Source organism: Neisseria musculi (genome assembly GCF_014297595.2).
In the GTDB taxonomy this organism is placed as follows: domain Bacteria; phylum Pseudomonadota; class Gammaproteobacteria; order Burkholderiales; family Neisseriaceae; genus Neisseria; species Neisseria musculi.
On the sequence record NZ_CP060414.2, the window covers coordinates 2,652,948 to 2,673,797 of the forward strand.

At 57.5% G+C, this 20,850-nt stretch carries 17 protein-coding genes; 4 read left to right on the forward strand and 13 right to left on the reverse strand.

Translation table 11 applies throughout. From position 1 onward, the window contains the following. Window positions 1–27 precede the first annotated feature (27 nt). The 3 genes from H7A79_RS13630 to parC all read right to left on the reverse strand — a co-directional run bounded on the left by H7A79_RS13630 (window position 28) and on the right by parC (window position 5,750). Window positions 28–1,689, reverse strand: coding sequence for a sigma-54-dependent transcriptional regulator (locus H7A79_RS13630; RefSeq protein ID WP_187000534.1), 1,662 nt, complete (start codon window positions 1,687–1,689; stop codon window positions 28–30). After that, the gene (locus H7A79_RS13635) at window positions 1,676–3,268 is read right to left on the reverse strand and encodes a two-component system sensor histidine kinase NtrB (protein WP_187000535.1); all 1,593 of its coding nucleotides are present in this window, start codon (window positions 3,266–3,268) and stop codon (window positions 1,676–1,678) included. Before H7A79_RS13635 ends, H7A79_RS13630 begins: the two co-directional genes overlap by 14 nt. A gap of 169 nt (window positions 3,269–3,437) precedes the next feature. Next, window positions 3,438–5,750, reverse strand: coding sequence for a DNA topoisomerase IV subunit A (gene parC / locus H7A79_RS13640; RefSeq protein WP_187000536.1), 2,313 nt, complete (start codon window positions 5,748–5,750; stop codon window positions 3,438–3,440). Window positions 5,751–6,019: 269 nt separating this feature from the next. Between parC and H7A79_RS13645 the strand changes: the two genes are divergently transcribed. After that, window positions 6,020–6,910, forward strand: a complete 891-nt coding sequence (locus tag H7A79_RS13645) for an NUDIX hydrolase (protein ID WP_187000537.1) — start codon at window positions 6,020–6,022, stop codon at window positions 6,908–6,910. Window positions 6,911–7,005: 95 nt separating this feature from the next. Here H7A79_RS13645 and H7A79_RS13650 read toward each other — a convergent pair whose 3' ends face one another. Then, window positions 7,006–7,656, reverse strand: a complete 651-nt coding sequence (locus H7A79_RS13650; RefSeq protein WP_186999959.1) for an IS1595 family transposase — start codon at window positions 7,654–7,656, stop codon at window positions 7,006–7,008. A gap of 31 nt (window positions 7,657–7,687) precedes the next feature. Then, a complete protein-coding gene (locus tag H7A79_RS13655) occupies window positions 7,688–8,053 on the reverse strand; it encodes a hypothetical protein (protein ID WP_187000538.1) in 366 nt (121 codons plus the stop codon). 296 nt (window positions 8,054–8,349) lie between these two features. Here H7A79_RS13655 and tldD point away from each other — a divergent pair, with 296 nt between their 5' ends. After that, entirely contained in the window at window positions 8,350–9,792 is a 1,443-nt protein-coding gene (gene tldD / locus H7A79_RS13660) for a metalloprotease TldD (RefSeq protein ID WP_187000539.1), read from the forward strand. A 686-nt stretch (window positions 9,793–10,478) separates the two neighbouring features. Here tldD and H7A79_RS13665 read toward each other — a convergent pair. From H7A79_RS13665 to H7A79_RS13675, 3 genes are all read right to left on the reverse strand, one after another. After that, entirely contained in the window at window positions 10,479–12,590 is a 2,112-nt protein-coding gene (locus H7A79_RS13665; RefSeq protein ID WP_187000540.1) for a TonB-dependent siderophore receptor, read from the reverse strand. A 421-nt stretch (window positions 12,591–13,011) separates the two neighbouring features. Then, the gene (locus H7A79_RS13670) at window positions 13,012–13,410 is read right to left on the reverse strand and encodes a hypothetical protein (RefSeq protein ID WP_187000541.1); all 399 of its coding nucleotides are present in this window, start codon (window positions 13,408–13,410) and stop codon (window positions 13,012–13,014) included. Window positions 13,411–13,461: 51 nt separating this feature from the next. Then, window positions 13,462–13,866: a hypothetical protein gene (locus tag H7A79_RS13675; RefSeq protein ID WP_187000542.1), complete on the reverse strand. Its 405-nt coding sequence runs from the start codon at window positions 13,864–13,866 to the stop codon at window positions 13,462–13,464. 433 nt (window positions 13,867–14,299) lie between these two features. On the opposite strand from H7A79_RS13675, the gene H7A79_RS13680 reads away from it, so the two are divergent. After that, on the forward strand, window positions 14,300–14,629 hold the full coding sequence (locus tag H7A79_RS13680) for a DMT family transporter (RefSeq protein ID WP_135034814.1): 330 nt from the start codon (window positions 14,300–14,302) through the stop codon (window positions 14,627–14,629). 312 nt (window positions 14,630–14,941) lie between these two features. Here H7A79_RS13680 and fhuB read toward each other — a convergent pair whose 3' ends face one another. The 5 genes from fhuB to H7A79_RS13705 all read right to left on the reverse strand — a co-directional run bounded on the left by fhuB (window position 14,942) and on the right by H7A79_RS13705 (window position 19,540). Beyond that, window positions 14,942–16,918: a Fe(3+)-hydroxamate ABC transporter permease FhuB gene (gene fhuB / locus H7A79_RS13685; protein ID WP_187000543.1), complete on the reverse strand. Its 1,977-nt coding sequence runs from the start codon at window positions 16,916–16,918 to the stop codon at window positions 14,942–14,944. A 123-nt stretch (window positions 16,919–17,041) separates the two neighbouring features. Then, window positions 17,042–17,977, reverse strand: a complete 936-nt coding sequence (locus H7A79_RS13690; RefSeq protein WP_187000544.1) for an ABC transporter substrate-binding protein — start codon at window positions 17,975–17,977, stop codon at window positions 17,042–17,044. Window positions 17,978–18,163: 186 nt separating this feature from the next. Then, complete coding sequence (locus H7A79_RS13695; protein ID WP_167743070.1) at window positions 18,164–18,304, reverse strand: hypothetical protein; 141 nt, start codon at window positions 18,302–18,304, stop codon at window positions 18,164–18,166. Beyond that, window positions 18,301–18,561, reverse strand: a complete 261-nt coding sequence (locus H7A79_RS13700) for a hypothetical protein (protein ID WP_187000545.1) — start codon at window positions 18,559–18,561, stop codon at window positions 18,301–18,303. Before H7A79_RS13700 ends, H7A79_RS13695 begins: the two co-directional genes overlap by 4 nt. 217 nt (window positions 18,562–18,778) lie before the next feature. Next, window positions 18,779–19,540: an ABC transporter ATP-binding protein gene (locus H7A79_RS13705; RefSeq protein WP_187000546.1), complete on the reverse strand. Its 762-nt coding sequence runs from the start codon at window positions 19,538–19,540 to the stop codon at window positions 18,779–18,781. A gap of 267 nt (window positions 19,541–19,807) precedes the next feature. Here H7A79_RS13705 and H7A79_RS13710 point away from each other — a divergent pair, with 267 nt between their 5' ends. Continuing rightward, window positions 19,808–20,797 (forward strand): NAD(P)H-dependent glycerol-3-phosphate dehydrogenase, encoded by a 990-nt coding sequence (locus H7A79_RS13710; RefSeq protein WP_135034804.1) that lies wholly within the window; start codon window positions 19,808–19,810, stop codon window positions 20,795–20,797. Window positions 20,798–20,850: the final 53 nt, after the last annotated feature.

Below are 20,850 nucleotides of genomic sequence, written 5' to 3' on the forward strand. Positions count from 1 at the left end.
TGTGCGGCCTGCGCCGCCTTGTGGGCTTCAGTTGATATCGAGGCGCTCCATGCGGTAGCGCATCGAGCGGAAGCTGATGCCCAGCAGCTTGGCGGCCTGGGTGCGGTTGAAGCGGGTTTGCTGCAGCGCCATTTCTATGATTTCGCGCTCTACACGGTCGAGATAATCCTGAATCTGCATCTGGCCGGGCACAAAGCGGGGCAGCCCGCTGTTTTCTGCACGTTCGGGCGCGGGGAAATCGGACTCGCCGGCCGGGGCGGAGGCCGTGTGGGCCGAGTCGGGCAATAGGGCAGGGGTGTGGCCGGTGTTGATTTGGAGGTCGTCAAACTGGATAAGCTGTCCAACCGTGAGGGCGACTGCGCGCTCGAGTATGTTTTCCAACTCGCGGAAATTACCCGGATAGCTGTAATGCAGCAGGGCGTCTTGCGCTTTGGGGCTGAGTTTGTAGGTTTCGCTGCCGCTGCGGTGTTTGTAGAGCAGGTGCATAATCAGACCGCCCAAATCTTCGCGCATTTCGCGCAGCGGCGGCATATTCAGCGATACCACGTTGAGGCGGTAGTATAAGTCTTGCCGGAACGCGCCGCTTTTTACCAGTGCTTCGAGGTTTTTGTGGGTGGCGCACACAATGCGCACATCGACAAACGTTTCGCGCGGGTCGCCGATGCGGCGCACGGCTTTTTCCTGAATGGCGCGCAGCAGCTTCACCTGCATGGCCAGCGGCAGGTCGGCCACTTCATCGAGAAACAGCGTGCCGCCGTCGGCGTGTTGGAAAAAACCCAGGCGGTCGGCATCGGCGCCGGTGAAGCTGCCTTTTTTGTAGCCGAAAAATTCGCTTTCCATCAGGTTTTCGGGAATCGCGCCGCAGTTTACGGCGATAAACGGTTTGCCGGAGCGTTCGGAGAGTTCGTGTATGGTGCGCGCGGCCTGCTCCTTGCCTGTGCCCGATTCGCCCGAGATGTAAACGGGAACGCCGCTTTTGGCCAAACGCCGTATCAGGTGGCGCACTTCCACCATCTGCGGCGACATACCCAGCAGGCGGGGCATATCGGAATCGCCGCCCAAATCGGTTTCGGCGAACGCGCGCGCAGTCAGCCCGCCGCTGGCAAAACGGTCTTTCAGCGAGCGCAGCCCTTCGGGCACGCCGGCGTTGCGGGTGAGGGCGGAAACGGGTTTGCGCGCGGCGGCGGGCGCGGTTTGGGGGGGCGGCATACGCGGCGGGTTAGGGGCGGCCGCAGGCGGTTTGGCAAAGGCGGGTGAAGGTTGGGGAGCGGGTTCGGCAGCTTTGGGCGGAGTGTGGTTTTCAGACGGCTCGTTGATTTTGACGGCTGATTTCACCAGCGAGCGCAGCTGCGATAAGGTGATCGGTTTTTGCAGATAGTCGAATGCGCCGGCGCGCAGGGCTTCGACTGCCTGGTCGGCGTTGCCGAATGCGGTAATCACGGCCACCGGGGTGTCGAGTGCCAATTCGTTGATATATTGCACCACTTCCAGGCCGGAGCCGTCGGGCATACGCATATCGGTCAGCACCAGCGAATAATCGTTGTTGTCGAGCTTGTCTTTAGCGTCTTCTACGCCCACGGCGGTTTGTACCCGCAGCCCCATTTTCATCAGGGTCATTTCCATCAGGTCGCGGATATCGGCTTCATCGTCCACCACTAATACGGGGTCTTGCAGGTTATGGTTGCTCATCGGTTTCTTTCGGTAAAATCAGTTCGAATCCGTTCATTTCGGGGTGGTAGTGCAGTTGGCCCAGGTTGGCGTGTGCCAGTTCGCGCGCCACATAAAGCCCCAGCCCGGTGCCTTGTTTGTCGGTGGTGAAAAAGGGCTCGAACAGATGGTTGCGCACTTCGGGCGGCACACCGGTGCCGTTGTCGGCCACCACAATCGAAATATGGATGCGGCCGCTGGGTTTGATTAATACGGTGATGGCGTGCTGGTCTTGGCGGCTGTGCCGCCAGGCATTGTTGCACAGGTTCCACATAATCTGCTGCAGGTGCATGGGGTCGGCCAGCACACTCAGGCTGCTGCCTTCCATATTCATGCGCAGGCAGCCTACTGCATCGGGGTTGTTGAGGGTGAATTCCTGTTTGAATGCCAGCCAGAATTTCATCAGGTTTACCGGCTCGCGGCTGACGCTGTCGCGTTTGTTGATTAATGAAACGTCTTCCAGCATTTTGTCGATGCGTTGGATATTGGTGTCGATGATGCTGTGCAGTTTGGCTTTGGTGGCATCGGTGCCGCCTTCATCGTGCAGCAGGTCGCTGGCGTGGCGTATGGCCGACATGGGGTTGCGGATTTCGTGGGCGAGGTTGGCGGTGAGCTGGCCCAGGGAAGCCAGTTTGGTGGCCAGCGCTTCGGCGGCCACTTCGCGCAGCGAGCGCACAAACAGCATCAGCAGCTCGGTTTTTTCCTGAATCAGCGGCACCGCGCGAACGTGCATGGAATGCTGGAAAATATGGATATCGGTTTCAAAGTTTTTATCGGGTTGGTATTGCCAGCGTGAAACCAGCTCGGCAAACACGGTTTCCTGTTTGTCGGCCTGAAGGCCGGGAAAATAGGTTTTTGCCTGGCGGTTAAACAGCCACACGCGCTGCGAAGCATCGATAACAATCACGGCTTCCTGCACACGGTTGAGCACCAAACGGTTGAGACCGCTCACGCGGCGGTAGGCAAGCTGGTGTTTTTCGGCCGACTCCGTGGCCGCTTGCAGGTAGGTAGCAGAAAACGCGGTTAAGGCGGCCACCAGATAGCAGGCACCTGCGAGCAGCGCGGCAGAAACGATGGAGCGGCTGTCCCACTCCAGGGGGGGGAATGTGATTTGGTCGGACAAAAACATACTCAGCAGAATCAGCAGGAAGGCATAGCTGGCATAGAGCATGGGATAGCGGCCGTGGCTGAGCAGGCACGAGGTGGCGATAAAGGGCAGGACGAGAATCCCAAAGCCCGAGTCTATGCCGCCGGTGATAAAGGTGAGCATCAGCATCATGCTGATATCGACTACTGCGCTGGCGTTGGGTAAATCGAGCGACTGCAACTGCCAGTCGGGTTTGAAGATGGTGAGCAGAATCAATGCTGCGTAAACCGCCGCCCAGGTGTAAAACTCAAGCGGCGGGAACAGGTTTTTGGTTTCGTTGCCCGAATACACACTGACCAAGTGGAACACCAGCAGCGAAAGCACGATGGCGATACGGGCGATGTTGATCAGGCCGGGGATGCGCTCGTTCAGCGTTTCCCGGTCGTGTGTGCGGAATAATCTGTTTACGCTCATGTAATGTATGGTCTGTTGTATTGTTGTTTTTTGGGCGGGCAGGGCTATACGGAACTTTGCCGGGCGCACACCGGCGGTATGCGGCTTTGGAGGATAAAAATGCCGCAGCTTCGGTGTGCGCTGCCGTGTTTTGTGTTGATTATCGCGGCTGTGAAACAACCGGTCGCAATTATATCGAATCTGCGCCGGATAATCTTTTCAGACGGCCTGAAATTTCCAAAATCCTGCCTTTTCTGCCGCGTTTGTTGTTTATATCTTGAATACGCAGTTTTTCTTTGTGTTCGGCTCCGCGTTTGCCTGTGCTTTCAACGATAAATTCCGCTGCCGAGGTAACGGCGGTGTGTTCCAGTTCGATGCCGTCTGAAAGGCTCATCAGCTGCAGGCCGCGGCCTTTGGCCATCACTTCCAATTCGCCGATGGAAAACGCCAGCAGACGGTTGTCGCCCGAGGCCAGCAGCACTTTGCAGTCGGGGTTGGTGAGCGACACGGCAAAAACGGGCACGGGCGGCAGCGTTTTTTCCCCCGCTTTGAGCGTCATCAGCACTTTGCCTGCTTTGACGCGGCCGGTCATGTCGCCGAGTTTGACGATAAAACCGTAGCCGCCGCTGTTGCTCAGCAGATAATATTGGTCGGGCAGGCCGGTCATCATGGCAACAACGCAGGCGCCGTTTTGCAGCTCGATAAGCGAGGCCACCGGCACGCCGTCGCCGCGCCCGCCGGGGATATCGGCGGCATCGAGGGTGTAGGTGCGCCCCAGCGAGTCGAGCACCACCACAGGCCACACGCTGCGGCCTTCCAACACTTGTTTGAGGCCGTCTCCTTCTTTGAAGGCGGTTTGGCTCAAATCGAGATTGTGGCCGGAGCGGCTGCGTATCCAGCCTTTGTTTGACAAGATGATGGTAACGGGCTCGTCTGCGGTGGTTTGGGTGAGCGTGGCGCGGCCGGCTTCTTCTACCAGCGTGCGGCGCGGGTCGCCGTACTGCTTCATATCGGCCTGCATCTCTTTGACCATCAGCTTTTTCTTTTCGTTTTCATCGGCCAAAAGGGTGTTCAGACGGCCTTCTTCTTCACGAAGCTCATTTAATTCTTTTTCGAGCTTGAAGCCCTCCAGGCGGGCGAGTTGGCGCAGGCGGATTTCGAGAATGTCTTCGGCTTGGATTTCGGTGAGCCCGAAGGCGGCCGTCAGGTCGGGCTTGGGATCATCGGATTCGCGGATAACGCGGATCACCTCATCGATGTGCAAAAATGCAATCATGCGTCCATCGAGAATGTGGATGCGTTTTTGCACTTGCCCCAAACGGAATTTCAGACGGCGTGTAACGGTTACGGTGCGGAATTCCAGCCATTCGGCCAAAATGGTTTTGAGGTTTTTTTGGGCGGGGCGGTTGTCGGTGCCCATCATCACCAGGTTTATCGGCACGTTGCCCTCGAGCGAGGTTTGCGCCATCAGCGTGTTGATGAAGTTTTCAGGCTCGATGCGGCTGGATTTCGGCTCGAACACCAGCCGCACGGGTGCTTCGCTGTCGCTCTCATCGCGCACGCGCTCTAACAGCGAGAGCATCAGTGCTTTGGTGTTTTGCTGCTCCTGGGTGAGGTTTTTCTTGCCCGATTTGGGCTTGGGGTTGGTTTGCTCTTCGATTTCGGCCAGGATTTTCTGCGCGCCGGTGTTGGGCGGCAGCTCGGTAACGATGATGCGCCATTGGCCGCGCGCGAGTTTTTCGATTTCATAGCGCGCACGCACGCGCACGCTGCCTTTGCCGGTTTCGTAAATCTGCTGCAAATCGGCGGAGGAGGTAATGATTTGGCCGCCGCCGGCGAAATCGGGCGCGGGAATATACTGCATCAGCTCGGCGGTGGTGAGCGAGGGCTTTTTCAAAAGTGCCACCGCCGCCCGGGTTACTTCGGTGAGGTTGTGCGGCGGGATTTCGGTGGCCATGCCCACGGCGATGCCCGATGCACCGTTGAGCAGCACCATCGGCAGCCTGGCGGGCAGATGCACCGGCTCTTCAAATGCGCCGTCATAGTTGGGCGCAAAATCCACCGTGCCCATATTGATTTCGGCAAGCAGCAGCTCGGCAATCGGTGTGAGACGGGCTTCGGTATAGCGCATGGCCGCTGCGCCGTCGCCATCGCGCGAACCGAAGTTGCCGATGCCGTCTATCAGCGGATAGCGCAAGGTGAAATTCTGTGCCATGCGCACCATCGCATCATAGGCTGAAGCATCGCCGTGGGGGTGGTATTTGCCGAGAATCTCGCCTACCACCCGCGCCGATTTCACCGGTTTGGCGCCGTGGGTCAGGCCCATATCGCGCATGGCATAGAGAATACGCCGCTGCACCGGTTTCTGGCCGTCTGAAACTTCGGGCAGGGCGCGCCCCTTTACCACGCTCATGGCGTATTCGAGATAGGCACGTTCGGCATATCGGCCCAGCAGCAGGCAGTCGCTGCCTACGGGGGAGGCGGTGGAATGTTCTTCAATCATTGCGGCAGAAATACGGGTTTGGATAAAAGCATATATTGTAAAACAAATCGGGCGGCAGTGCTTTACGGTCTGCCCGCTTTGAAACCACGGCGGTGCCGGTGCGCCTTGCTGCGGTTGTATTTTTGAAGCCCGCACCCTGCCGTGATGCCGCCGGGTATGTTTCAGACGGCCTTTGCGGGTTCGGCATTGCGTAAAATCTGATTTGAACCATTAGAGAAACGGGCACTCTTGGTTATAATTCTACCGGATTGACTCTCCGGAACCCTGCCATGAATCCCCAGCCCCGTTTTCACTGCCGTTTGGGACAAACCGAACAAAACCGCTTGCTGGCGCGCTTGGAAAGGCATTTCGGCCAGTGCATCAATACTTGGCGTTATTTGTGGCTGAACGGCATGAATTTAGGCCGTCTGAACGAAAAATGGCTGGAGCGGGTGGCGCAGGATTGGCCGGAGCGTTTCGAAGAAAAACCCGGGGGCATTTATCTTTTTGCCGACAACTGGCTTGCAATGGGCGACAGCCTGCAACACATGGTTCAGGGCTGGCACCGGCTCGGCCATTTGGGCGGTTGGCGCAATGAAAAATTTGATGCCGCCGATGCCGAGGGCAATGTTTTGTTTGCACTCGAGCGCGCCGCCTTCCGCCCGCTGGGGCTGATGAGTCAGGCGGTACACATTAACGGTTTGACCGAACACGGCGGAGAATGGGTGTTTTGGATAGGCCGCCGCAGCCCCTTTAAGGCAGTCGATCCCAACAAGCTGGATAATTTGGTGGGCGGCGGCATCGCCAGCGGCGAGAGCATACGGCAGGCCATGCTGCGGGAAGCCGGTGAAGAAGCCGGGCTGGACGCAGATTTGCTGGGCGGGTTGGCGTGCCGCAGCCGCCGTTTGAGTGTGCGCCCCGTGTCGCGGGGGCTACACAACGAGCTGCTGCATATTTTCGATGTAGTGCTGCCGCCTGATGTGGTTCCCGAAAACCAAGACGGCGAAGTGGCAGAGTTCAAACGCATGGGCGTGGCCGAGCTTACTGCTGCTATGTGCGACGGCCTGCTGATGAACGATGCTATGATTGCCACACTTGATGCTTTTGCGCGTTACGGCCTGCTTGATGAAACGCACGGCCTGGCGAAATGGCTGGCCGCCACGCAGAAGGTGCGCCCTTAGCGGTTTTCAGACGGCCTGAGGTTTTTTTAAAATATTTTTGTAAACATAATTTGTAAACATAAATTGATAAAATCAAATGGGGCTGTCCTAGATAACTAGAACAAATCCTGCTTTACTGATTGTTTTAAAATAGAAATTTGAAATTTTATCTCACTGTTGTTAAAACGCCATTCACACTCTTTCAAATACAGTTCAAAATGCTCTTTGGGAATGCCGTTAAACTTGCGTAAATGGCGTTTTGCTTGGTTCCAAAAGTTCTCAATTCCGTTAATGTGATTTTGTCGCTCAGCAAAATGTGTGCTGTGATTGATCCGAAAATGTGAAAATTCGCTCACATCAAGAACGTCATAACTTTTGTAACAATCGGTATAAACAATGCTGTCAGGCTTCACTTGCTCGCGGATAATTGGCAATAAAGTCGCAGTTTGTGTATTGGGTACGGCAACGGTGTAAACCTTACCATTACGCTTCAAAAGCCCGAATACAGCCACTTTGCCAGCCGCACCGCGACCACGTTTGCCTTTGCGTTGTCCGCCAAAATAGCTTTCATCAACTTCTACTTCACCATCAAGCATTTCCAGATGCGGGCTGTTGTGATAGATAAGTAAGCGCAAACGGTGGAAGTAATAGGCAGCGGTATTTTTATTGACGCTAACTAATTGCGCCGCTGTGCGAGCGGTAACACCTGCAACAAATAGTTCAATCAGTTTGTTTTGCTTGTACTGACTTAAACGACTTTTTCTCATAGGGATTATTCTAACCTGAAGTTAAATTTCCCTAGTTATCTAGTACAGCCCCAATCAAATTATCGATACCGCCATTTTCGCGCAGGCTGAAATCAAGATGTTTAATATTGTGAAGTATTGTTTTAACCGATACTGCAATATTTTTATTCGGATTCCCACCTGCGCGGGAATCATGGAAAATAAACCTCTTGTGATACTTTTTGAGTTCTGCAAAGGTTTTTATATCCCGAAACACCGAACCGCCGTTTTTATACGGCGGTTCGGTGTTTCGGTTTTGAGTATTTGATGTAAAGGGAACGGAATCTTTCGTATATGCACACTCCGGTATCGTTAAAGATGGTTGAAGGGAATCAGCTGTTTGGTGTTTAATGGACTCGGCATTTGGGATAACTGCCAAGTGTCTTAATCTTAATATAAATAAAAACAATTATCAATAGCAAAGTTAAGATTAACAGAGATTTTAATTTAAGTTATTGATAATAAATATAATAATATAGTTTGTTCTAGGTTGGGGGTGGGGTATAGAAAACATAGGGCGGTTTCGGTTTATAAAAAATTCCGCCTGTAAATTCCCTTCATAGCCAAAATCAACCAACATATCGGCGGTAGGATAAATTCCGTATAATTCCCAATCCCGATATTTCCATATCGGCCGTCTGAAACGTTTCAGACGGCCTTATTAAGCCGAAGACAATGCCGCAAACCTACCGAACCGTACAACGGAATTTACTTGAAGCCAATAATCTTTCGCCCGGGCAGCTTGCCCGCAGTTTGGCTCTGATTGGCAGCCACCGTGTAGATTATGCCGATATCTATTGCCAGCATACCGCTTTCGAGAGCTGGCATCTTGAAGAGGGTATGGTCAAATCGGGCAGCTTTCAAATCGATCAGGGCGTGGGCGTGCGCGCCGTTTCCGGTGAAAAAACCGCGTTTGCCTATGCCGACAGCCTTAATGAGGAGTCGGTTACCCGCTCGGCGCAGGCCGTGCGGGTAATCGGTGCGGCCGGTGCCTGCAGCAGGGTGGAGGCTGCCGTGCCGCATCACGGCCTGAATGTGCACACCACGCAAAACCCGATGGCCGGCTTGGACTCTGCCGCCAAAGTCGCCCTGCTCAATCAGGTGGAAGCGTTGGCCAAAGCCGCCGATCCGCGCATCGTGCAGGTGATGGCGGGGCTCACCTGTGAATACGACCTGATTTATATCGCCCGTTTGGACGGCCGCCACGCCGCCGACATCCGCCCGATGGTGCGCCTGAACGTTACCGTGATTGCCAAACAGGGCAACCGGCGCGAGCAGGGCAGTGCAGGCGGCGGCGGACGTTACGGTTTGGACTATTTTGACGAAAACCGCGTGGCGCAATATGTAAACGCCGCCGTCAGGCAGGCGCTGACCAATCTCGAATCCCGCCCCGCACCGGCGGGCGAGATGAAAGTGGTGCTCGGCAACGGCTGGCCGGGCGTGCTGCTGCACGAAGCGGTGGGGCACGGTTTGGAAGGTGATTTCAACCGCAAACAAACCAGCGCATTTGCAGGCCGCATCGGCGCGCGGGTGGCCGCCAAAGGCGTTACCGTAGTCGATCAGGGCGATATAGCCGGCCGCCGGGGCTCGCTCAATATCGATGACGAAGGCAATGAGCCCCGCCGCACCGTGTTGATTGAAGACGGCATTCTCACAGGGTATATGCAGGACGAAACCAATGCCCGCCTGATGGGTGTGCCGGTAACCGGCAACGGCCGCCGCGAAAGCTATTCGGCAACCCCCATGCCGCGCATGACCAACACTTTTATGGAAAACGGCAGCTACGCCCCCGAGGAAATCATCGCTTCGGTTGATAAAGGCATATATGCCGTCAATTTCGGCGGCGGCCAGGTCGATATCACCAGCGGCAAATTCGTGTTCAGCGCATCCGAAGCGTGGTGGGTGGAAAACGGCAGGCTGCAATACCCCGTAAAAGGCGCCACCATTATCGGAAACGGCCCGGAAGTGCTTAAATATGTGAGCATGACCGGTAACGACAGCGTTTTAGATGCCGGTATGGGCGTATGCGGCAAAGAAGGCCAAAGCGTGCCCGTGGGCGTGGGGCAGCCAACCCTGCGCATCGACAAAGGTTTGATTGTGGGCGGCAGCAAGGTTTGAGTGTGCTGCGGCGGGGCGGGCTTTCCGCCGGCTGCAACCCTGGCCCAAAAAAGCGGCCCGGTAAACCCTGAGGCCGCAGCAGAATGGTCTGCCACGGCAGGCCCGCTTTATTGCCGGTGCGGCAATACCGCAGCCGTTATGCGCTGCCCGTTTTTTTAAACCAATTAAAACAGACGGCCGGTGAAGGGGTTTTCCGGGTAAGCCGGGGCCGTCTGAACCGTAGTGCCAATCAGGCCGGCCGCCATCTCCGGCCCGTTTTAAAGCGATTGCAGCGTTGCCCGCCGCTTTGCGGCTGTTTCCGGCAGATTCGCGGCATGTGTATTGCCTGCGGCTGACTGCTTGATATCGGATATGCGGGCCCGTTATTCAGGCCGTCTGAAAATCTGTTTCAGACGGCCTGAATATTTTTATAAAGGCTGCACGCTTGGATCAACATCTGTTTTTCCGAGGGACGGGGGAGCAGTTTTCGGGTGGCATCGGGGCGTTTTTTAAACCCTGAAAGGTTTTGTTTCAAGGTTTGACGGCGGTATAAAAAATACTCAGGCCGTCTGAAAACAAGCCGGACAGGGTGACCGCAGGGCTTGATGTGTTTTCAGGCGGCCCGGGTATTTTGCAAGGCTTCAAACCATTGAATCAAAAATCTGTTTCAGACGGCCTGAATGCTGCACCGGTTATCGGCGGAAACGTCAGAATTTATAGCTTACTTTGCCGATGATGCTGCGGCCCTGGCCGTAGTAGCAGTAATAATCGCAGCCGCTGATGTATCTGCGGTTGGTGATGTTGTCGGCGTTGATTTGGGCTTCCCAGTTTTTGCCTGCCTGATAGCGGGCGAAAAGGTCGAACACGGTGGAAGAGGGCACGCGGTAGCCCGAATAGAGCGAACCGTTTTGGGTGTGGCTGCTGCCCGCATAGCGCACGCCCGCGCCCAGCGAGAGGCCGTTGAGCACACCGCTGTCGAAGCTGTATATCCCGCGCAGGGCGGCGCTGTATTTGGGAATCAGCGGGTTGCGGATTTCGCTGCCGCTGCTGTCGGTGATGCTGCTCAAATAAGTGTAGGCAAACCGGCCGCTGATGTTGTCGGTAAGGTTGGCCTGAGCCTGGATTTCCACGCCTTTGCGCTTAATGGGATCTGCACTGCTGACGGTGGCACCGGTGGCGTTGGATACCAGCGCGCCTTTGTCGCGGGCTTTGAACACGGCAACCGAAGTGCTGCCGTCCAGCCAAGACGGAATGTATTTCAGGCCGGCTTCGTATTGCTCGGTGGTGTTCGGGTCATACAGGGTTTGGTTGCCGCTCAGACCGGTGGGCAGGCGGAACGATTCGCTGTAGGCGATGTAGGGGTTGAGGCCGAAGGGGGCGTAATACATCAGCGAGCCGGAATAGGAGGTGTGGTTGGCTTTAACCGATTGGCCGTTTTCCACTTCTTCGCTGCGGGCGCGGTCGTGGCGGATGCCGGCGGTGATGCCCACACGGTTAAACAGTTTTGCGCTGTTTTGCAGATAAAAGCCGAGCTGTTTCGATTTGATGCCGGTTTCGGGCGCATTAACGGTTTGCGCCGCGCCGTAAGAAGCGGCGGGGTTGAACACATTAACGCTGGAAGCCGAGCCGAACAGGGTGTAGCGCGCATCGACTTTTTCATGGCGGTAGTCCACGCCGCCGAGCAGGGTGTTTTCGATGCTGCTGTTTTTAAACTGCCAGCGCAGGCGGTTGTCGATGCTGTGGCTGCGGGCTTTGCCATCGTTAAACACCACGCCGCGCGGCACTGTGTAGCCCGATTCGCTCAGCGGCAGGGCGTTCCAGTCTGCATCGGATGCGGCGGGGTAGGCGTAGGTGCCGCGGTGGTAGTTGCTGATGTTTTGATAGCGGTAGTTTTGGCTGAAACTGATGCCTTTGCCGAAGTCGTGGCTGAACTCATAGCCGGCGGAGCGGGCAATGTTTTTCTCATCGTCTTGCGCAGGGTCGCCCAGGTTGCTGCTGCGGGCGATGGTGCCCAGGGGCGCGGCCACCAGCGTGCCGCTTTGCGGCAGAAAGTTGGAGCCGGGCGTGCCGTTGTCTTTTTGCACGCCGGCCATCAGGTTGATGCGGGTGTTTTCGCTGAAATCGTAGGCCAGCGAGGGGGCGAAATAATAGCTTTCGTTGTAGGTGCGGTTCCACTCGCCATCAGCGCGTTTGTATGAACCCACCAAACGGTAGCGCAGGCTTTGGTCGGCATTGAGCGCGCCGGTGTAGTCGGCGGCGATGCCGCGCTGGCTGTTGTTGCCAAGATGCGCTTCCACCACGCCTTCGCCCACTTGGTTTTTATGCGGCCGTTTGCTCACATAGTTAATCAGGCCGCCGGCATTGGCTGCACCGTAGGTGAGCGCATCGGCACCTTTGGTGATTTCCACCGCTTCCACGCCGAAGGGATCGATATGCGGGGTGAAAAATCCGTAGGAAACGGCTGGTGCGCCGTCAAACGACTGGCTCGCTTCGGTGCCGCGGATGCGGAACCAGTTGGTGTTGGTGTCGCTGCCGAAAGGCTGGTTGGTGAAACCGGCCTGGTAGCGGCCGATTTCGTCCATTTTTTCCACGCCTTCTTCTTTGAGCGTTTCCGCGCTGATGCTGACCGCCGATTTGGCCTGGCGGAACGGCACGCCGCTTAATTTGTTGATGGAGCCGACCACGGTAACGGCCTGCAGCTCTGCGGTTTCGGCATTTTGGCTCTGCGCGCTGCCGTCAGCGGCAAAGCCTTGCGTATATGCCCCCAAAACGGCGGCTGCCAAGAGGCTGCGGGTAAAAATGTATTGTTTGCTTTTCATCGTGTTTGCTTTCAAATTGTTATGCGGAACCGGCCGTCTGAAAGCCCGGCAGCTCTGCAAAAAACGCCTGCGGCGTATTTCTGCACCGGGTGCTGCCTGCCGGCCTGCGCCGTATTCCTGTCTGTTGTGAAGATGCGGCAGCCCGGATATTGTTTTTCAGACGGCCGGGCAAAGCGGATTATAGGCTGTTTGCGGCATATTTTGTTTTATGATGTGTATAAAAAGAAATAATATGACCACATTTCCTTATTTTTGTTTCCTGCTTAATATAAGTTTTTATTATTGTTTATATTGACGATATTGGAAAACGTTTTTGAGCCGCAGCGGCAATCAGGCAGTCTGAAAAACCTGCCCCGTGCCGTCTGCGTGAGCATGCGGCCGCCCGCATCATTTTGCTTCGGAGGTGCGGCGGTTTGCGGGTTCAAACGTGGTTTGCCGCGTTAAACAGGGTATAACCCCGTTCGGGGGAGATTGGGGAGCCGTAAAAATAGGTGATTTCCAGTTCGATGTTGTCAAAATAGAAACTGCCCTCGATAAGCGGCGCGTCTTCTTCTTCATCCAGGGTAAACGAAGCAGCAGAGCGCATTAATTCATGTTTTATCTGCCGGTAGCTGGTGTCGGTTAAAGAATCGTGGCAGCAATGGCCGATCAGAAGGGTAACGGGATCGTTTGGGGTCGTCCCGTTGAAGCGGCGGCTTACGCCGCCGTGCAGCAGAATATTGCCGAAGCGGACGGGGCAGGCAAACGTTGCGGTTTGATACGGATCATTGTCAAACTGCAAATGGGGGTTACGGGCAAGCTCTGCACAGGTAACGCCCAACGGACAAACTGTTTTTGCGGCGCTTGAATTTCAAACCCGAGCGCGTAATCGTTATGCCCGCTTAAAAGGGCGTAGTTGGTCGGCTGTTTTTTCCGCCACAGTACCAGTTTGACCGGTTTTTTGTCGTTGAGGCAGGCAAAAAATGCGTTGTCGTCCAAGCCGGAGCGTTGGGAAAGCGCCGATACACCCGGCAAAGCCCCTGCGGCGTGATGGATAAAGATATCTTCGTTCCGGCACACATAAAGGGGCATCTGATGATGGCTGCGGTGGAGATAAATATATTTGCAGCGTATCCAGATCGAAACGCCGGCTGCCGTTGTCTGTTTCCCAAATAACCGTACCGCCTTCCAGACGGATGGTGTGCGTTGTGGCGTGATGGCGCAAACCGGCACACCTGCCCGCAAAGCGCATGCCGGACAGGGTTTGAATGAATGAACATATTTTATTCAGCATCATGAGTCCGAATCAGAGAGGATGGATTTTGAGAGAGGATAATATGTGGTTTTGCACCGGCGGGCAAAAGGCGTGTCAGGCAGCCGGGCGGTGTTGTTTTCAGACGGCACTGCGGGCGCAATGGGGCAGCGCAGGCGTACGGCTTGCCTGCATCGGTATCGGCGGCGGCAGCCCCGGGCAGCCAAAGCAGACGGCTTGCACGCGGCGGCAAGCCTCCCCGCGCCGAATCCCGCGGGCAGGTGCGCACAGGCGCAAGGCGGCAGATAATGCGGCAGGCTTCGGTGCTTCCGAGTTGGCAGGTGGGCGTAAATCGGTTCAGACGGCCTTGCTATGCAAGGGTTTGCGCACAGAAAAACCAAAAAAACAAGCCTGCAAAATCAGTTGCGGCAAGGTTATAATCGGCGGCCTGTTTTGGGTTGTTGATAAGGAATCCGTTATGCATTGGCTGTTTCTGGCGCTGGCCATCGTGAGCGAAGTGTTCGGCTCCACCATGCTCAAACTCAGCAGCGGTTTCAGCAGGCTGTGGCCGTCTCTCGGCGTGGTGCTGGGCTTCGGGCTGGCATTTTATTTTCTTTCCCTTGCCTTAAAAACCATGCCGCTGGGCACCGCCTATGCCGTGTGGGCAGGCGTGGGGCTGGTGTTGACGGCGGCAGTGGGCATATTCTTTTTCGGTCAAAAAGCAGATGCGGCCGGCGTGTTCGGCATCGGCCTGATTCTGGCGGGCGTGGTGGTGCTGAACCTGTTTTCCAAAATGGGCGGCCATTGAAGGCGGGATAAGGTATCGGGTTTGAAAGGCCGTCTGAAAACATTTTCAGACGGCCTTTGAATGATTCGGACAGCCTCGGGCGGGTTTGGCCGGTGCGGCCGTCTGAAAAAAACTCTGCCGCACGGGTTGGGGACGGGAAAAAAGCTCCGCCGGCAAACGGCAGCCTTTGGAGGCTTCTTAACAGAATCAAGCAGACGCAATGCTTTTAGCTCCGCAGAAACTTGTTTCCTTTCGGAAACGGCGTTTTCAGACGGCCTTTGCGTGTTTCAGACGGCCGCAAGGTATTTTGAAAAGTTTCGGCAGGTGCGGTTGCTACAGCTTTCTCACCAGCACCATAAAATACGCGCCGCCAATCAGCGTGGCCGTCAGCCCGGCTGGGATTTCGTAGGGAAAGGCAAGCTGCCGCCCCAGCCAGTCGGCTAACGCCATCATCAGCGCGCCCAGCAGCGCGCCATAGAGCAACTGCTGTTTGGGCAGCCGCGCGCCGAGCATGGCGGCCAGGTGCGGCGCGAGCAGGCCGGCGAAGCTCAGCGGGCCGACCGTCAGCGTGGCGGCGGCGGTGAGCAGTGCGCTCAGCAGAATCAGCACCAGCCGTGCGCGTTTCACGTTTACCCCGGCCGACTGCGCCACCACGCTGTCCAAACTCAAGAGCGCGAGCCATTTGGAGAGCGGCAGCACCGCAACCAGCAGAAGGCAGGCCAGCGCGGCCACCGCAAGCGAGAGCAGCGGCGTAGTGTGGTAGGTGGAGCCGGAAAGCCAGATTAAGAGTTGCTGGGTGCGGTAGTCGCCCATTGCCGACCAGGTGCGGATGGCGGCATCGCTCAAGGCCGCCAGCGCCATGCCGGTGAGCAGCACTTTCTCGGGCTGCAGGCCGTTTTTGCGGTTGAGCCACATCATCAAACCCAGCGCCAGCAGGGCAGCCGCGCCGCCGGCGAACCAAAACAGCGCGCTGCCCGAGGTGGTGCCGAATATCATCACCGCCGTCATCGCCCCCAAAGCGGTGGCGGAGCTGATGCCCAGCAGCTCGGGGCTGGCCATCGGGTTTTGCGTCAAACGCTGTAGCAACACGCCCACCGTGGCCAGCATTATGCCGCAGCCGGCCGCAAGCAGCAGGCGCGGATAGCGCAATGCCCACACGGCGGGGTCGGTGTCGATGTGCCAGCCGTTTGCGCCGTTGCCCGCCAACAGCGCGAGTGCGGCCGCCGGCAGCAGCAGCCAGGGCGAATAACGCAGCCACGGCGAAGCGCGCAGCGGGGCGGTTTTGCCGCCCGAGGCCGTTTGAAAAGCAGGGCGGGCGGGCATGCGCGCCATCAGCCACAATAATAGCGGTGCGCCGATTAAGGCGGCCAGCGCGCCGGCGGGCAGGGCGATGCCGTAGTAGTGTTCCAGCAGCACCAGCGCGTTGTCGGTGGCCAGCAGCATCAGGCCGCCCGCCGCAAACGATGCCCACAGGCGCGCCGGCAGCGTGCGCACGCCCGCCTGCCGCACCGCGGCCGCCGCCGCCAACCCCACAAAGCCCATCATGCCCACCATGCCCACCACGGTGGCGCACACAAACGCCGCCAAAGCCAACGCGGCAGTGCGCACGGCTTTCACGGGCACGCCTAGCGCGGCGGCCTGATCATCGCTCAAACTCATGATGTTTAAGGGTTTCAGCAGCAAGGATAAAGCCGCAGCGGCCGCTGCCAGCCGCCACAGCAGGCCGAGGCTGTCGTGCCAGCTGTCCTGCACCAGCGATCCGCTGCCCCACTGCATCACCGCGCGCGCTTCTTCGCTGTAAAACAGCGTGATGATGCCGCTCACCGAGCCGAGATAGAGGCTCACCACCAAGCCGGCCAGCACCACCGTAACCGGCATCATTTCGCGCCGTGCCGACAAGGCCAGCACCGCCGAGAGCGCGGCGGCCGCGCCGGCAAAGGCCACGGCAAACGTGCCGTGCAGCAATAAGGCCGGGAAAAACACGCCGGCGGCCAACAAGGCCAGTTGCGCGCCGCCCGCCACCGCCAGCGTGCTGTCGGCCGCCAGCGGATTGCGCAGCACCTGCTGCATCAGCATGGCGGCGGCCGCCAAACCGCCGCCCGCCAACAAAGCCATCGCCATGCGCGGCAGGGTGTTTTGCTGCACCGCCAGCGCGCCGAGCGGCAGCGTGTCGGGCGCGGCAAACAGCAGCGGCCACGGCCAAACCCATTGCAGCTTGAGAATCCATAAGCCCGACACCAACGCTAAAGCGGCCAATGCCGCCATCAGTGCCCGAGCAGGCCGTCTGAAAAAATCTGTTTGCTTTAACATAATGCTTCCTGTTCAGACGGCCGAACCTGTTGCGGCTTGAGAACCCGTAAGCCCGACACCCATGCCGGCGCGGCCGATACCGCCATTAACATCCAAGCAGGCCGTCTGAAAAAATCTGTTGCCTTACCATGATGTTTCCTGTTCAGACGGCAGCGCGTGCGCCAATTGCTGCGCAAAATGCTGCATAGACGGCAGCGCGCCGTAGCTCCATGAGGGGGGCAAAACGCGGCGGTTGGCAGGCTGTGCAAACGGAAGCCGCTGCCACAGCGCGCTTTTTTCCAAGCCCGGGCGCACATTGGCCGGGTGCGGTTTCACCACCAGCAGCAGCGTGCCGGGCGGCAGTTCGGCCAGTTTGACCAAGGTGATATTGGCAAAACCCCAGCCGTTGGATTCGCCCTGCCAGGCATTTTTCAAGGCCAGTTTGTCGAGCACTGCCTGATACATCGAGGTGCGCCCGTAGATGCGCAGGTGGCGGGCATCGACAAACTGCACCACCGCCAGCGGGCGGTTGCGGTAGGGCGCGAGCGTTGGCTTAAGTTGCGCCAGCCGCCGTTCGGTATCGGCAATCAGCCGCTCGGCGGCAGCCGTGGCGTTCACCAGCCTGCCGAGTGCGCGGGTGGCGGCCACGGTGCGGGTATATTGTGTGCCTTCAGCGGCGGCGAAGTCGATTTCGTAAACGGGTGCGATGGCGGCAAACAGCGGTTTCAAATGGGCAAACCATGAAGACTGCACAAACATATCGGGTTTAATCTGCCGCAGCCGCTCGAGATTGGGCTGGAAGCGCAGCCCCGAATCCAAGGTTTGCGCAGGCAGCGCAGGATAATTAACCCAGTTGCCGTAGGCGCGCTTGTCGCCTACCGCCAGCGGCGGCAGCTTCATGGCGGTCAGGGTTTCGGCGGCCGACCAGTCGGCAGTGGCCACGCGCGGCGGGGGGGCAGCAAGGGCGGCTGTGCAAAGCACCGGTAAAACCGCTGCCGCCAAACCGCGCATACGGCAGAGGCCGTCTGAAAAACGGCAGGCAGCAAATATTGCCGGGGCCGTTTGAAAAAAACATTTCATTATCTTATCCCGTTAAGATTGATAGCGTTAAAGTTGCCGAAGGCCGCCGAAAACTGCCGCGGCCTGCCTGGGGCGGTTTTTTTCCATTTCCAATCGTTGCCGCCGGCGGGATTTTTCGTTGTACCCGCCGCTGCGGGCGCGGCGGGCGTTTGTTTGCGTTTGGAATCTCAGGCACTGTTTGAAGCCTTAAACACCACACCGTTTGCAGCCTTGAGCGGCCGGTGCAGCGGGGCTTTTTAAAGCATGGCTTTTTTTCAGACGGCCTGATAGGCCGAGGCTGCCCGAGGCCGTCTGAAGAAAATGCTGCGCCTGTTTGACTCTGTTCAACACATTACCAACGGCTGTCTACTGACTTGCGGGCGTTCCGCACGCGGCGGCGGGCTGTCGGCGGTGGTCACGCGCGGCGCGGGGGCAGCAAGGGCGGCTGTGCAAAGCACCGGTAAAATTGCTGCCGCCAAACCGCGCACACGGCAGAGGCCGTCTGAAAAACAGCGGGCGGAAAACAGCAGGCGGCAAATATTGCCGAGGCCGTCTGAAAACGCCGTTTCCGAAAGGAAACCAGTTTCTGCGGAGCTGAAAAGCATTTTTTATATTTGATTTTGTTAAACAAACTCCTAACGGCTGCCGTTTGGCCGGCGGGCGGTTTTTCTCTATTTCCAATCGTTGCCGCCGGCAGGCGTGGGCTTTTTTTGTATCCGCTGCGGCGGCGGGCGGCGAATGTTTGTTTTTTTGGCTGCGCCGCTATGGCTTGATGCGGCGGCACAGGCGGTTGCGTGCGGGCGTTTTCCGAAGCCGCCCCGCTTACGGCAGGGCTACCGGCCGGCCGCTGTGCGGATGGGCGATGATGTTCATTTCAACGCTGTAAATTTCTTTCAGCACGGCGGCAGTCATGATTTCAGACGGCTGCCCCTGTTTGAGCAGCCGCCCCTGTTTCAGCGCAATCAGTTCATCACAATATTGCGCTGCCAGGTTGATGTCGTGAATCACGATAATGATGCCCAGATTCAGGCGGCGCGAAAGGCTGTGTACCAACGCCATCACTTCGATTTGGTGGGCGATGTCCAACGCCGCCAGTGGCTCGTCAAGCAGTAAAAAACGGCTTTGCTGCGCCAAACACATCGCCAGCCAGATGCGCGAACGCTCGCCGCCCGAGAGAGTATCGACAATCTGATCGGCAAAGCGTTGGGTGTGGGTGAGCGCAAATGCTTCTTCCACTGCGGCTTGGTCGTCTGCGCTGCGCCCCAGCAGGCCGCTCCAGGCATAACGCCCCATGGCCACCAGTTCGCGTGTGGTCAGCGAGGTGGCGGTGGGAAGGTGCTGCGGCAGATAAGCCGTTTGCCGAGCGTATTCGCGTGCGGAATAGGCATCGATGGGGCGGTTGTCAAGCAGCAGGCTGCCTTCAGAGGGCTTAATCTGGCGGGTGAGCAGTTTCAATAAGGTGGATTTGCCCGAGCCGTTATGGCCGATAAGGCCGTATACGCGGTTGGGTTGGAATTGCAGATTGATATTGTGCAGCAGCGTGTGTTGGGGCAGGGCGAAAGAAAGATGGTTGAGTCGGAACATGAAGTCGGGGCAGGTTTTTTTATTGAAACGGATGGTGCGGCGGGCGGTGCGGGCGCAGGTTGCGGCTTACGGGCGCGCCAAACGGATTTGCGGGCGGGAAAATACGGTTTGTTAGAGAAAGTATAATAATTATTATCAATTGCAGCAAGAGCAGGCATGATTTATACATCTGCAGGCACAAATATGCAGATGCCGCCCGCGGCCGGCAAACTTGCACCGTGGCGGCGATTGTTTTAAAGTTAGCAGACTGAGTCGGAGAAACCAAACATGAAAATCACCATAATCGGCGCAGGCTCTTGGGGAACTGCGCTTGCCATCCACTTTGCCCTGCACGGCCACGAAACTGCTGTGTGGTCGCGCAATCGCGAACACATGGAAAACCTGCGCCGCGATCGTGAAAACAAACGCTATCTGCCCGGCTTCGCCCTGCCCGCCGGTTTGGGCGCACACACCAGCCTGAGTGAAGCCTTGGAAGGTGCGGAGCTTGTATTGATTGCCACATCGGTTGCGGGCTTGCGCGGGAGCGCCGGACTGTTGGCAGAGCACGGTGCCGGCCATCTGCCAGTGTTGACCGCCTGCAAGGGGTTTGAGCAGGATACCGGCCTGCTGACCTTCCAGGTGGTAAAAGAAGTGCTGCCGGACAACCCCGATATCGGGGTGCTGTCCGGCCCCAGTTTCGCACAAGAATTGGCGCAGCAGCTGCCGTGTGCCGTGGTGCTCGCATCTGAAAACAAAGCATGGGTTGAAGGGTTGGTAGGCCGTCTGAACACCAATGTGTTGCGCCTGTATGGCAGCGAAGACACCATCGGCGTGGCAGTGGGCGGTGCCGTTAAAAACATCATGGCCATCGCCACCGGCCTTTCAGACGGCCTGGGCTACGGTCTCAACGCACGCGCGGCTTTGGTTACGCGAGGTTTGGCAGAAATCACCCGTTTGGCCGTTGCCATGGGCGCGCAGCCCAAAACCATGATGGGCCTGGCCGGCATAGGCGACCTGATTCTCACCTGTACGGGCGCCCTGTCGCGCAACCGGCGTGTCGGCTTGGGATTGGCAGAAGGCAAGGAGCTGCACCAGGTGCTGACCGAAATCGGCCATGTGTCGGAAGGCGTGAGCACCATCGAAGAAGTGTTCAACACCGCCTGCACCTACCAAATCGATATGCCCATCACGCAAACCCTGCTCCAGCTTATCCGCAAAGAGCTCGATGCCCGCCGGGTGGTTGAGCGTTTGATGGAGAGGGAAGCCCGCTTCGAATAACACGAACCCGCCGCAATACAGGCCGTCTGAAAAACATAACGTTCAGACGGCCT

Coding starts and splice junctions, on each gene's coding strand:
- H7A79_RS13665 (WP_187000540.1), bottom strand. CDS start 12,590: ATGAAAAGCAAACAATACATTTTTACCCGCAGCCTCTTGGCAGCCGCC.
- H7A79_RS13710 (WP_135034804.1), top strand. CDS start 19,808: ATGAAAATCACCATAATCGGCGCAGGCTCTTGGGGAACTGCGCTTGCC.
- H7A79_RS13690 (WP_187000544.1), bottom strand. CDS start 17,977: ATGAAATGTTTTTTTCAAACGGCCCCGGCAATATTTGCTGCCTGCCGT.
- fhuB (WP_187000543.1), bottom strand. CDS start 16,918: ATGTTAAAGCAAACAGATTTTTTCAGACGGCCTGCTCGGGCACTGATG.
- H7A79_RS13680 (WP_135034814.1), top strand. CDS start 14,300: ATGCATTGGCTGTTTCTGGCGCTGGCCATCGTGAGCGAAGTGTTCGGC.
- H7A79_RS13705 (WP_187000546.1), bottom strand. CDS start 19,540: ATGTTCCGACTCAACCATCTTTCTTTCGCCCTGCCCCAACACACGCTG.
- H7A79_RS13700 (WP_187000545.1), bottom strand. CDS start 18,561: ATGCTTTTCAGCTCCGCAGAAACTGGTTTCCTTTCGGAAACGGCGTTT.
- tldD (WP_187000539.1), top strand. CDS start 8,350: ATGCCGCAAACCTACCGAACCGTACAACGGAATTTACTTGAAGCCAAT.
- H7A79_RS13650 (WP_186999959.1), bottom strand. CDS start 7,656: ATGAGAAAAAGTCGTTTAAGTCAGTACAAGCAAAACAAACTGATTGAA.
- H7A79_RS13675 (WP_187000542.1), bottom strand. CDS start 13,866: ATGATGCTGAATAAAATATGTTCATTCATTCAAACCCTGTCCGGCATG.
- parC (WP_187000536.1), bottom strand. CDS start 5,750: ATGATTGAAGAACATTCCACCGCCTCCCCCGTAGGCAGCGACTGCCTG.
- H7A79_RS13645 (WP_187000537.1), top strand. CDS start 6,020: ATGAATCCCCAGCCCCGTTTTCACTGCCGTTTGGGACAAACCGAACAA.
- H7A79_RS13635 (WP_187000535.1), bottom strand. CDS start 3,268: ATGAGCGTAAACAGATTATTCCGCACACACGACCGGGAAACGCTGAAC.
- H7A79_RS13630 (WP_187000534.1), bottom strand. CDS start 1,689: ATGAGCAACCATAACCTGCAAGACCCCGTATTAGTGGTGGACGATGAA.